Here is an 11848-nt window from a genome sequence, read left to right as displayed (position 1 = left end):
AGATGCCGCAACGACACAAAATTCTGCTCCTCGATACCGGTAAAGAGTGGGGAGGAGGCACCAACAGCATGCTCGAGCTTCTGAAGCGGATTAACCGCGAGAAGTTTGATATTACCTGTTGTTTTTACAGCGATTACAGCCGGGCCGGAGGGGAAACCATCGGCCAGGTGTTGAACGGCATTGGCATCCCGTTAATTGTCATTCCGCAGAAAAAGCAGCCCGGTTGGGCGAAGGTTGCGAAAGAGCTGGGCCGTGGCCTGCTGTTTTTCTCGCGCAGCGCCCGCAAGGCGTTTACCCGACATATTGATACGCTCTGGCGCATCCGGCCCAACGTCAGCAAGATCGAGACGATTTTCAGGGAAGGCGGTTTCGATACGCTGTACATGAACAACCAGCCGGGCTCTAACGAAGAAGGGTATCTGGCGGGCGCGAACCTGCATGCGCGGATAATCCAGCACTGCCGGATTGAACCGGTGCTGACCCCGCCGCTGGTGAAGCTGGTGAATGCCCACGCCACAAAAATCATCGCCGTCTCGCACGGCGTTGAACGCGTGCTTCTTCAGCATGGCGTCCGGCCAGCGCTGTGCACCACGGTCAACAACGCCATCGACATCCACCAGCCCTTGCCCGACCGACGCGCCATGCGCCAGCGTCTGAACATCGATGACGACACGTTTGTGTTCGGCAGCATTGGATCGTTAATCCCCCGCAAGGCCAACCACCACACGCTGGAGGCGCTGGCCCAGTTCAACCAGAAGCACCCGCAGGCAAAATGGAAGATGGTGCTGGTCGGTGAAGGGGCTGAACGCGGCGCGCTGACGGCGCAGGCTGACGCGCTGGGGATTGCTGAGCACGTCATTTTTACCGGTTTCCAGAATACGCCTTTTGACTATCTCGCCACCTTTGACGCGTTTATTCTGGCTTCAAAGAGCGAAGGTTTGCCCCGCGTCGTGCTGGAGGCAATGCTGCTGAACATCTCGGTGATTGGCTCAAAGGTGACCGGCACGGCAGAATTGATCGACCATGAGTCGACCGGGCTTCTGTTCCCGTGGAGCGATGTGTCGCAACTTGCTCAACATCTGGATAATATCTGGCAGGATCCTGCTCTGCGCGCCCGGCTCGCCGCAGCCGCGCACCAGAATGTCTGCAACGCGTATGCAATTGAAAGCTATGTTAACGGTGTCGAGGCCGTTCTTGGCGCGCAATAACCAAACGAGAAGAACATGTTTAAATTCCTGAATGCTCGCTACCGCCACATTACCGGGCGTCATAACATTCCTTACGCTTCCCTTCCGGCCACGCGCGATCTCGTTGCGGTTGATTCCATTGTGATCCCCTGTACGGGCGCGGATTTCGTCGAAGAAGCGTTATTGTCAGCGACCTTTGCAGCGCGTTACGCCACCGACGTCAGCGAGATTGTTATCGTCAGCGATCAGCCTGAATCCGCTTTCGGCGAGCTGCCGCCAAAAACCCGCGTTGTGACCCTCACGCTGCCAAAACGTGAAGAGGGATACCGCTATAAGCAGATCTACCTCAGCCGTCTGGTGAAGCTTAACGCTCCGCTTCAGGCGCGCGGTGAAGGGGTGCTGATGATCGACTCCGATCTCAACCTGCTGAAGATGCCCCAGATCAACATGGCGGATATGCACATCTACTCCAGCTTCCGTCAGGGCAAAATGATTGCCAAGCTGGACGGCGCCCCCGCGGAAAAAGTGCCGGCCTATTACAAAGAAACGGTGCGCCCGTATCTGGTCGATCACGTTAACGGCGCGTTTCTTGCCGCAACCCAAAAAACCTGGCGCCGCATCTGCCCGCTGTGGCTGACGCTGTTCCAGGATACCTGGGAGCTGATGGACGACACGCAGCCGCCGACCGATCAGCTGCCGCTCGCTGCGCTGCTGGACATGCTGGATGTAAAAACGGTTAACCTGGGCGACTGGATGAACTGGCCGGTCTCCAAGAAGATCGGCGGACAGGAAGCCGTTGTGCCGAAAGAGGTGATTGGCGCGCACGGGGGTTTCCCGCTTTCCGAATGGCAGAAGTATCTTGAATCGCCAGATAATAAGCTGCTGTTCAAAGGCCAGGATTACACCCGCAAGGTGCGCTACCTGACGGATGAAGAGAAAAAGAATCAGTAAAAAAAGGGGCCTGAGGCCCCTTTTTGTTTACTTATCCCAGCTCAGGATCACTTTCCCTGACTGGCCGGAACGCATCGCGTCAAAGCCCTGCTGGAACTCATCGATGGAGAATCGGTGAGTGATAATCGGGGACAGATCCAGGCCGGACTGGATCAGCGCCGCCATCTTGTACCAGGTTTCGAACATCTCGCGGCCATAGATGCCCTTGATGAATAGCCCCTTGAAGATGACTTTGTTCCAGTCGATGGACATATCTGACGGCGGAATGCCCAGCATTGCGATACGGCCACCGTGGTTCATGGTGTCGAGCATGGTGCGGAACGCCGGCGGCGCGCCGGACATCTCCAGACCGACGTCAAAGCCTTCGGTCATACCCAGCTCTTCCATCACGTCGGTCAGGCTCTCTTTCGAGACATCCACCGCGCGGGTGACGCCCATTTTGCGCGCCAGCGACAGGCGGTATTCGTTCACGTCGGTGATCACCACGTTGCGCGCACCCACGTGTTTCGCCACGGCTGCCGCCATAATACCGATTGGGCCAGCGCCGGAGACCAGCACGTCTTCACCGACCAGGTCGAAGGAGAGCGCGGTGTGTACCGCGTTGCCGAACGGGTCGAAGATGGAGGCCAGATCGTCAGAGATATTGTCCGGGATTTTGAAGGCGTTAAACGCCGGGATCACCAGGTATTCTGCGAAGCAGCCCGGACGGTTCACGCCCACGCCGACGGTGTTGCGGCACAGGTGGGTGCGACCGCCGCGGCAGTTGCGGCAGTGACCGCAGGTAATATGGCCTTCACCCGAGACGCGATCGCCAATGCTAAAGCCTTTTACTTCCTGGCCTATGCCGACCACTTCACCAACATATTCGTGACCGACAACCATTGGGACAGGAATGGTTTTTTGCGACCACTGATCCCAGTTGTAGATGTGAACGTCAGTACCGCAGATGGCGGTTTTACGAATTTTGATCAGCAGATCGTTATGACCGACTTCCGGCTCCGGCACGTCGGTCATCCAAATCCCTTCTTCCGCTTTCAGTTTGGATAACGCTTTCATCACACGTCCTCAGGCAATTACGCCCAGCTGTTTGCCGATGCGGGTAAAGGCTTCCACCGCACGCTCAATTTGTTCAGGCGAATGCGCCGCAGACATCTGGGTGCGGATACGCGCCTGACCTTTTGGTACCACCGGGAAGAAGAACCCGGTCACGTAAATCCCTTCTTTCTGAAGCTCGCGGGCAAACTGCTGCGCCACAACTGCGTCGCCCAGCATCACCGGGATGATCGCGTGGTCAGCGCCGGCCAGGGTGAACCCTGCGGCGCTCATTTTTTCGCGGAACAGACGGGCGTTTGCCCACAGGCGGTCGCGCAGCTCGGCGCCGGACTCCACCATCTCCAGCACTTTGATGGAGGCGGCCACAATCGCCGGCGCCAGGGAGTTGGAGAACAGGTACGGGCGGGAGCGCTGGCGCAGCCACTCAACCACCTCTTTACGCGCAGCGGTATAACCGCCGGACGCGCCGCCGAGCGCTTTGCCCAGCGTCCCGGTGATGATGTCCACGCGGCCCATCACATCACAGTATTCGTGGGAGCCGCGGCCGTTTTCGCCGACAAAACCGACCGCGTGGGAGTCATCGACCATCACCAGCGCGTCATATTTATCCGCCAGGTCGCACACGCCCTTCAGGTTGGCGATCACGCCGTCCATGGAGAACACGCCGTCGGTCGCGATCAGCACGTGGCGGGCCCCCGCTTCACGGGCCTCTTTCAGGCGGGCTTCCAGCTCAACCATATCGTTGTTGGCGTAGCGGAAACGCTTCGCTTTACACAGGCGAACACCGTCGATGATGGAGGCGTGGTTCAGGGCGTCGGAGATAATCGCATCTTCTGCGCCGAGCAGGGTTTCAAACAGACCGCCGTTGGCGTCGAAGCAGGAGGAGTACAGAATCGCGTCTTCCATTCCGAGGAAGTTCGCCAGCTTTTGTTCAAGCTGCTTGTGGCTGTCCTGGGTGCCGCAGATGAAGCGCACGGAGGCCATGCCGAAGCCGTGGGTGTCCATGCCGTTTTTCGCGGCGGCAATCAGCTCAGGGTGATTCGCAAGACCTAAGTAGTTGTTCGCGCAAAAGTTGATCACCTTGCTGCCGTCGGCAACGGTGATGTCCGCCTGCTGGGCAGACGTGATAATACGCTCTTCTTTGAACAACCCTTCCGCACGTGCGGTGTCGAGGTCGCTGTTTAACTGTTTGTAAAAATCACCACGCATTGCAATTCTCCAGACTCGGCAAATTTTGGCACATATTACCCAAACCTATAGTTCATGACGAGATGACGCCGTATCTCTTCTCGTTTTTGCAGCATAAATCACGTGTACCCCTGCTGCATATCGGTGAATGGCTGAAGACCGGGCATTGTGATGATATGATATGACTATTAGCGTCCGGGATTGTCCCCGGGCTCAACACTTCAAAGGTTACAGTTATGATCATCGTTACCGGCGGCGCGGGCTTTATCGGCAGCAACATTATTAAGGCCCTCAATGATAAGGGCATCACCGACATTCTGGTGGTGGACAACCTGAAAGACGGCACCAAGTTCGTTAACCTGGTGGATCTGAACATCGCTGACTACATGGATAAAGAAGACTTCCTTATCCAGATTATGGCGGGTGAAGAGTTCGGCGAGATCGAAGCCATCTTCCACGAAGGTGCGTGCTCTTCCACCACCGAGTGGGACGGCAAGTACATGATGGATAACAACTATCAGTACTCTAAAGAGATCCTGCACTACTGCCTGGAGCGTGAAATTCCGTTCCTGTATGCCTCTTCAGCAGCAACCTACGGCGGGCGCACCTCGGACTTCATCGAATCTCGCGAATACGAGCAGCCGCTGAACGTCTACGGCTACTCCAAGTTCCTGTTTGACGAGTACGTGCGTCAGATCCTGCCGGAAGCGAACTCGCAGATTGTCGGCTTCCGCTACTTCAACGTTTACGGGCCGCGCGAAGGGCACAAGGGCAGCATGGCGAGCGTGGCGTTCCACCTGAACACGCAGCTGAATAACGGTGAAAGTCCAAAACTGTTCGAAGGCAGCGACGGCTTCAAGCGCGACTTCGTCTACGTGGGCGACGTTGCAGCCGTAAACCTGTGGTTCCTGGAAAACGGTGTCTCCGGCATTTTCAACCTGGGCACGGGCCGCGCGGAATCCTTCCAGGCGGTGGCTGACGCAACGCTGGCGTACCATAAGAAAGGCAGCATTGAGTACATTCCGTTCCCGGATAAGCTGAAAGGCCGCTACCAGGCGTTCACGCAGGCGGACCTGACCAACCTGCGCGCCGCAGGCTACGACAAGCCGTTCAAGACCGTTGCCGAAGGCGTGACGGAATATATGGCCTGGCTGAACCGCGACGCATAAGCATGAAGATTCTGGTGATCGGCCCGTCATGGGTGGGCGACATGATGATGTCGCAAAGTCTCTATCGCACGCTCAAGGCGCGTTATGCCCAGGCGATAATCGACGTGATGGCACCCGCCTGGTGCCGACCGCTGTTATCGCGCATGCCGGAAGTGAACGAGGCGATCCCGATGCCGCTCGGCCACGGGGCGCTGGAAATCGGCGAACGCCGCAAGCTCGGCCATAGCCTGCGTGAGAAGCGCTACGATCGCGCGTACGTGCTGCCTAACTCCTTCAAATCTGCCCTTGTGCCCTTCTTTGCGGGCATCCCGCACCGTACCGGCTGGCGCGGCGAAATGCGCTACGGCCTGCTGAACGATGCCCGGGTGCTGGATAAAGAAGCCTGGCCGCTGATGGTGGAGCGCTACGTGGCGCTGGCCTACGACAAAGGCGTCATGCGCAGCGCGAAAGACCTGCCTCAGCCGCTGCTGTGGCCGCAGCTTCAGGTTAACGACGGGGAGAAATCCCACACCTGCAATGCGTTTGGCATTTCCTCTGAACGCCCGATGATTGGCTTCTGCCCCGGCGCGGAGTTTGGCCCGGCTAAACGCTGGCCGCACTACCACTACGCCGAACTGGCGAAACAGCTGATCGACGAGGGCTATCAGATTGTGCTCTTTGGCTCGGCGAAAGATCACGAGGCGGGCAATGAAATCCTCGCCACGCTCAGCACCGAGCAACAGGCCTGGTGCCGCAACCTGGCTGGAGAAACGCAGCTTGAGCAGGCGGTTATCCTGATTGCCGCCTGTAAGGCCGTGGTAACGAACGACTCCGGTTTAATGCACGTCGCCGCCGCGCTGGATCGCCCACTGGTCGCGCTGTATGGCCCGAGCAGCCCGGACTTCACGCCGCCGCTGTCGCACAAGGCGCGCGTTATCCGTCTCATTACCGGCTATCACAAAGTCCGCAAAGGCGATGCGGCAGAAGGTTACCATCAGAGCCTGATCGACATTACGCCGCAGCGCGTTCTCGAAGAACTCAACGAACTGCTGTTGAGCGAAGAAGGATAACGGATGCGGGTATTGATCGTTAAAACCTCCTCAATGGGTGATGTTCTGCATACGCTGCCATCGTTGACGGACGCGATGCGGGCCATCCCCGGCATCCGTTTTGACTGGGTGGTGGAAGAAGGCTTCGCGCAAATCCCCACCTGGCATGAAGCCGTTGACCGCGTGATCCCGGTGGCCATTCGCCGCTGGCGCAAAGCGTGGTTCTCCGCACCGATTAAAGCCGAGCGTAAAGCCTTCCGCGAAGCGGTACAGGCGCAGCGTTACGACGCCATCATCGACGCCCAAGGGCTGGTGAAAAGCGCGGCGCTGGTCACGCGTCTGGCGCACGGCATAAAGCACGGCATGGACTGGCACACCGCCCGCGAACCGCTGGCGAGTCTGTTCTATAACCGCCGCCACCACATCGCAAAGCAGCAGCACGCCGTAGAACGCACCCGCGAGCTGTTTGCGAAAAGCCTCGGCTATGCGAAACCGGAAGCGCAGGGCGACTACGCTATTGCGCAGCACTTTTTGCGCGAAACGGAGAAGGATAGCGAGCCGTATCTGGTCTTCCTGCATGCCACAACGCGCGACGACAAGCACTGGCCGGAAACGCACTGGCGAAGACTGATTGAACTAATGCAACCTTGCGGTATCCATATTAAACTCCCGTGGGGTGCTGAACATGAGCGGCAGCGCGCGGAGCGTCTGGCAGCAGGCTTTTCCCACGTCGAGGTGTTACCCAAACTCACGCTGGCGCAAGTTGCCGCACAGCTGGCGGGCGCTAACGCCGTCGTTTCTGTGGATACAGGGTTAAGCCATTTAACCGCCGCACTGGATCGTCCTAATATCACGATTTTCGGCCCGACCGATCCGGGGTTGATCGGGGGTTACGGTAAAAACCAGCATCAGATGGTCAGCCCTACGCAACAAACGAAGGATATTAGCGCAGATGCTATTTTTTCATTTTTACAGGGCAGCCATCGGCTTTCCAACAGGGATATTTAACCCATGAGTTATGTATTTCTGCTGATTTTACTCTTTCCGGTGAAGCTCCTCCGGAAGCTGTTTCGGAAAGACACGGGCAAAAACCTTGTCATTCAGACAGCCAAAATCGGTGACTTTATTAATGCGACACCTCTTCTGGCACATCTGCAAAAAAGCGATGTGTTGGTCAGTCGCAGCGTTGGCGCGCTGGCGAAGCATGATGAGACTATCGAGCAGATCTATTTTATTGAGCAGCATAAGCGCAGCCTGTGGCGTAAGCTCTGCTTCGCTTGCAGGATAATGAACCGCTACGACAACGTCTACCTTCTACAGCCCAACAGCGTGAACCTCTTTTTTGCCGCCGTCTGTAATGCAAAAAACAAACAATTTCTAAGCATTTACACTCGCAGGTGGTATCACGGGATTTTCTATCTCGCGGCCGACGGTACCGTTGAGCATGGCAAAAAAACGCTTTCGGTGACGAACTACCTGAAACTGGCCGACCGCTCGCTCACCTGGCAAGACTCTCCCAAGCACGCCACAAAGCCGCTCTTCAAACCGACGACTTACCCGGCCATTCTTGATAAACCAGACGTTATCCGCATCGGCATCAGCATTGCGGCGGGTAATAAAGCCAAAACGGTGCCGCCTGCTATCTGGAAGCGGATTGTGGATCGTCTCGCCGATTTACCCTGCGAGTTTTATGTCTTCGGCGCGCCAAACGAACAGTCGTGGATGGACGATATCACCCGCCTTTACGGTGACATCCCGAATTTTATCAATCTGATTGGCAAAATTTCGCTCGAAGAGCTTCCCTGGGCCATTTCTAAAATGGACTGCTACATCGCGTCTGATTCGGGCAATGTCTACATTGCAGACGCTGTCGGCGTGCCGGTGGTTCTGCTGTTTGGGCCTTGCTGCCACTATGAACAGCGTCCGCTTGGCAACGTGATGCTGATTGGTAATGACGACAACATTTGCTCTTATGTCTTTGAAACACGTTATTATTTCCCTCAGGAGAGGGAAGAGCTTTTCGCGGTGACTGAACCCGCTTTAGACGAACTCCAGCAGTTTATTCGACGCTTGCCGAAAGCCCGCTCACTGGATCGCGCTACCGACGCTCAAGGAAACTAATTTTTATGGCTTTTTTAAGCGTCATCATTGCTGCGCATAACGCTGAAGATACGCTGCCCGCCACGCTTTCGAGCCTGCTGGCAGCAACAGACCAAGACACAGAAATCATTATTTTTAACGACAGTTCTGAGGATGCCACGCAGGCAATAATTGACGAGTGGTCGCCTAAATTTCCGCAGGTCATAACCCGGACCGTGAACTTTCGTAACGTAGGCCAGGTCCGAAACAGTGCCGTCGCGCTGGCATCGGGAGAGTACATTACGATGCTCGACAGTGACGATTGCTTAAAGCCGGGTAGCCTGAGAGACGCAATCACCTTCCTGAAAGCACAGCGCCCGGACATGCTGCTGACGCGTTTGCTTGAGATTCGCGATCCCCGGAAAATAAGCGCAGAGTGGCGGGGATTTAACCCTATTTCCTTGTCACAGCATGAAGCAATCTCCCGTTTCTTACGCCACAAAGATTTTCAGGCGCATCTCATCGGTCAGTTTGTTCATCGTAAGCTATATGAAAACAATCCGATTCCCTCTCTGCAATGCTATGAGGATTTCGCTGTTTTTCCCGGCATGCTAATGCAGTCGAGTAAAATAGCTTATCAGCGCCAGGGCCACTATTATTATATTAAACGCAGCGACAGTTTATCGAGCGTTCTGGATGCCAGCAAAATATCTACGCTGGTCGAGTGTACGCTACAGATGGAAAACACATTTCCATCCTCCTACAGGCATCTCGTCAATTGCCACTGGTTTGATATCTACAGCAATCATCGGACATATCTTTCAGACCAACACCTGGCGCTCGTTACGCAACGCGTAAAATCCATGTATACATTGTCGTTTTTCCTTTCCACTGATGTTCGTTTTAGCTACAAAAAAAGGGTTATTGAGGCGTTATGGAAAAAATAAGACCACGACTGTATCAACTGACACTCATTTTGAGCCTCATCTCTTTGATGTTGGCATTGGTTAGTTCAGGAAAACAGAGAGAGTTTTTCTATATTGCTATTTACGTCAGCATTATTGGCCTGGCTTTTGAATATAAAAAAATCACGCTGCGTCCCTTTACCATAGCGCTGCCGATTTTATTGATTGGATTACTGAACCTTAGCTGGTATGTCATCTATGAGTACCATAATCAGGGGATGAATCTTTACAGCGATTATCTCGATTCAAGTAAAAAATTAATCCTGGCGAGCGTTCTGATATTCTATATTGACCGTTTTAAATCCTATCTCGATAAAGAGACCTTTAAAAAATATTTCCTTTACGCCTCAGCTGCGGGGTTTGTACTCGCAACGGGATATGGCCTGTGGCAGGCAACGCAAGGGATGGCTCGCGTCGAGATGGCGATTAACCGAGCCACCGTTTCAGCTTATGTGTATTCCGTGTTATCGCTGGCATTCGTATACAGTCTTTACCTACAGAAGAACGTGACGCTTTACGTTGTTGCTGGTTTAACCATTTTACTTTCTTACTTCGTCATACTGCTCACGGGCACGCGCGCTGCAATGGGGCTTTATCTGCTCCTGGCGATAGTGCTGACGCTCTATCACTTCAGGCGTATTCACCTTAAATCCACCCTCATCTTTTTATGTATTGTGGCTGGTATTATCATCGTTAGCTACAAGCCGTTAATATCGCCTAAAATATCGCAAACACAGCTTGAATATCAGAGATATCAACAGGGTATTGACCGCACGTCACTCGGCGCTCGTTTTTCCATGTGGACGGTAGGTATTCAGAATGGACTTGCCCATCCGTTAGGGCAATCACTGGAGGAGCGTGAAGCATGGACGCGGCAGTATATTAAAGACGGACATCCAAACCTTGGCAGCGCGCTCGAATACATCAAAGTCCACCTGCACAACGAATTCATTGAGAAGTTCTCTTTGCAGGGGATCCCCGGCGTGGCGGTAATGCTCTTTTTCTTTGTTTCGATGATTGCGTATGCCCTGCGAAACAGAAATGCGCTGCTGCTAACGTCGATGCTTCTTTTGCTTTTGTATGGACTGACGGATGTCATACTGCTCAGCTCAGAAGCCCTCATCTTCTTTATGATTATCTTTGCGTTGAGTACACCTTTCTCGCAAACAAAGCAGCAATAGCAAATATGCCCGCCTGGCGGGCATTATGCTTTTTTGTACTGGTAAAACTCCGCCAGCGTCATTCCCACCGTTTTATCTGATAACCAGGTAAACAGCTGTTCCAAATCCTGATATAAATCTTCAATCGCCGCCTCATCTTTAAACGTCGGGCTGCCGCCAGGCATAAATTCCGACGAATGAAGCATAAACTCCACGTAGTCATTCCCCTGAGACAAACACTGCTGCGCAACCTTAATCATCTCCGCCGCGTTCCCGCCGGACGGGCGTAACCAGTTAACTGACGGAGAACGGTATTTACCGCGAAGACGATCATAACCCTGCTTCAGGGAATTCAGCCATGCCGGGTGTTTATACTGGATGCTCATCGGCACTTCGAGTAACGGGCTATTTCCAGGACGGGAAATATCGTCTGCGTCCAGAAAGTAAGCACGATCGGGAAAATGCTGGTAATTCGTTCCGCCACTTCCCTGAGGGGCACCTTTCGCGTTGCGCCAGTTCACGCGCGGCGTGACGGAACAATCTACCTGATACCCCAGCTCGATCAGCAGCCTGGCGTAACGGCTGTCAAATGCCCAGCGCCCGGCGCGATGGCTGAGCATTTTTGTCTGGAAGGTCTCTTCCAGTAAGCGGGTCATAAATACCACTTTCTCACGCATCACCTCGTCTGAAAACTCAATCAGATAAGGCTGCCAGCGCCAGTCATCACCGGTAAGATCGTGCTCCGGAGGGCTGTTCCAGGCATGGAGATGCATCCCCACCTCACCCTGGCCGCGGGCTATGACCTCTTTAGCGAACGCAATAAATACCGGTTCGACCGCCATCTCGTAGTTGGTCAGCCAGACGGGCTTAAAGCCGAAACGTTCACAAAGCGCCTGAAACCGCGACAGGTAGCGCGCGTTTTCCGTTTTGATCACCCGGTGGTTCTGCCAGAGATTATCCCCTTCGGTATCGATCGTGATGATAAACGCTGGTTTTTTCATAAGGAGCCCGCAAGACAAAATAGTTAGCGCTATGTTACGCACGCCCGAAAGCAGGAGTAAACCCTTC

11 protein-coding genes are annotated in these 11848 nt (G+C 54.6%); 8 read left to right on the top strand and 3 right to left on the bottom strand.

The annotated features are described in order from the left end of the window. Positions 1-2 precede the first annotated feature (2 nt). Both N5C09_RS11605 and N5C09_RS11600 read left to right on the top strand, forming a co-directional pair. A complete protein-coding gene (locus tag N5C09_RS11605; RefSeq protein WP_279749087.1) occupies positions 3-1208 on the top strand; it encodes a glycosyltransferase in 1206 nt (401 codons plus the stop codon). A 15-nt stretch (positions 1209-1223) separates the two neighbouring features. Then, entirely contained in the window at positions 1224-2138 is a 915-nt protein-coding gene (locus N5C09_RS11600) for a hypothetical protein (protein ID WP_279749085.1), read from the top strand. A 27-nt stretch (positions 2139-2165) separates the two neighbouring features. Here N5C09_RS11600 and tdh read toward each other — a convergent pair whose 3' ends face one another. Together tdh and kbl are read right to left on the bottom strand one after the other, a co-directional pair. Next, positions 2166-3194, bottom strand: coding sequence for an L-threonine 3-dehydrogenase (gene tdh, locus N5C09_RS11595; protein ID WP_006812404.1), 1029 nt, complete (start codon positions 3192-3194; stop codon positions 2166-2168). Between the two features lie 9 nt (positions 3195-3203). Continuing rightward, positions 3204-4400 carry a glycine C-acetyltransferase gene (gene kbl, locus N5C09_RS11590; protein ID WP_279749084.1) on the bottom strand — a complete coding sequence of 399 codons (1197 nt, stop codon included), beginning with the start codon at positions 4398-4400 and terminating at the stop codon, positions 3204-3206. Positions 4401-4615: 215 nt separating this feature from the next. On the opposite strand from kbl, the gene rfaD reads away from it, so the two are divergent. The 6 genes from rfaD to N5C09_RS11560 are packed head-to-tail and all read left to right on the top strand — an operon-like array spanning position 4616 to position 10801. Continuing rightward, the gene (rfaD, locus tag N5C09_RS11585) at positions 4616-5548 is read left to right on the top strand and encodes an ADP-glyceromanno-heptose 6-epimerase (protein ID WP_041911658.1); all 933 of its coding nucleotides are present in this window, start codon (positions 4616-4618) and stop codon (positions 5546-5548) included. 2 nt (positions 5549-5550) lie between these two features. Then, positions 5551-6597, top strand: coding sequence for an ADP-heptose--LPS heptosyltransferase RfaF (gene rfaF, locus N5C09_RS11580; protein ID WP_279749083.1), 1047 nt, complete (start codon positions 5551-5553; stop codon positions 6595-6597). Between the two features lie 3 nt (positions 6598-6600). Next, entirely contained in the window at positions 6601-7584 is a 984-nt protein-coding gene (gene rfaC, locus N5C09_RS11575) for a lipopolysaccharide heptosyltransferase RfaC (RefSeq protein WP_063868798.1), read from the top strand. A gap of 3 nt (positions 7585-7587) precedes the next feature. After that, positions 7588-8697 carry a glycosyltransferase family 9 protein gene (locus tag N5C09_RS11570; RefSeq protein ID WP_279749082.1) on the top strand — a complete coding sequence of 370 codons (1110 nt, stop codon included), beginning with the start codon at positions 7588-7590 and terminating at the stop codon, positions 8695-8697. Positions 8698-8702: 5 nt separating this feature from the next. Beyond that, entirely contained in the window at positions 8703-9602 is a 900-nt protein-coding gene (locus tag N5C09_RS11565) for a glycosyltransferase family 2 protein (RefSeq protein ID WP_131637240.1), read from the top strand. Further along, positions 9590-10801, top strand: coding sequence for an O-antigen ligase family protein (locus N5C09_RS11560; protein ID WP_279749081.1), 1212 nt, complete (start codon positions 9590-9592; stop codon positions 10799-10801). The genes N5C09_RS11565 and N5C09_RS11560 overlap by 13 nt, the downstream gene beginning before the upstream one ends. Positions 10802-10824: 23 nt before the next feature. On the opposite strand, the gene N5C09_RS11555 is transcribed toward N5C09_RS11560, so the two are convergent. After that, positions 10825-11781 carry a polysaccharide deacetylase family protein gene (locus tag N5C09_RS11555; RefSeq protein WP_279749080.1) on the bottom strand — a complete coding sequence of 319 codons (957 nt, stop codon included), beginning with the start codon at positions 11779-11781 and terminating at the stop codon, positions 10825-10827. Between the last annotated feature and the right edge of the window lie 67 nt (positions 11782-11848).

Origin of the sequence: Enterobacter sp. GD03975 (genome assembly GCF_029838645.1) — a bacterium.
In the GTDB taxonomy this organism is placed as follows: domain Bacteria; phylum Pseudomonadota; class Gammaproteobacteria; order Enterobacterales; family Enterobacteriaceae; genus Enterobacter; species Enterobacter quasihormaechei.
The sequence above is the reverse complement of the archived record's forward strand: the minus strand, read 5'-3'. Positions and strand labels throughout refer to the sequence as shown.

Excerpts from the sequence above, each read along its gene's own strand:
- N5C09_RS11605 (WP_279749087.1), top strand. The coding sequence starts at position 3 with ATGCCGCAACGACACAAAATTCTGCTCCTCGATACCGGTAAAGAGTGG.
- N5C09_RS11600 (WP_279749085.1), top strand. The coding sequence starts at position 1,224 with ATGTTTAAATTCCTGAATGCTCGCTACCGCCACATTACCGGGCGTCAT.
- tdh (WP_006812404.1), bottom strand. The coding sequence starts at position 3,194 with ATGAAAGCGTTATCCAAACTGAAAGCGGAAGAAGGGATTTGGATGACC.
- kbl (WP_279749084.1), bottom strand. The coding sequence starts at position 4,400 with ATGCGTGGTGATTTTTACAAACAGTTAAACAGCGACCTCGACACCGCA.
- rfaD (WP_041911658.1), top strand. The coding sequence starts at position 4,616 with ATGATCATCGTTACCGGCGGCGCGGGCTTTATCGGCAGCAACATTATT.
- rfaF (WP_279749083.1), top strand. The coding sequence starts at position 5,551 with ATGAAGATTCTGGTGATCGGCCCGTCATGGGTGGGCGACATGATGATG.
- rfaC (WP_063868798.1), top strand. The coding sequence starts at position 6,601 with ATGCGGGTATTGATCGTTAAAACCTCCTCAATGGGTGATGTTCTGCAT.
- N5C09_RS11570 (WP_279749082.1), top strand. The coding sequence starts at position 7,588 with ATGAGTTATGTATTTCTGCTGATTTTACTCTTTCCGGTGAAGCTCCTC.
- N5C09_RS11565 (WP_131637240.1), top strand. The coding sequence starts at position 8,703 with ATGGCTTTTTTAAGCGTCATCATTGCTGCGCATAACGCTGAAGATACG.
- N5C09_RS11560 (WP_279749081.1), top strand. The coding sequence starts at position 9,590 with ATGGAAAAAATAAGACCACGACTGTATCAACTGACACTCATTTTGAGC.
- N5C09_RS11555 (WP_279749080.1), bottom strand. The coding sequence starts at position 11,781 with ATGAAAAAACCAGCGTTTATCATCACGATCGATACCGAAGGGGATAAT.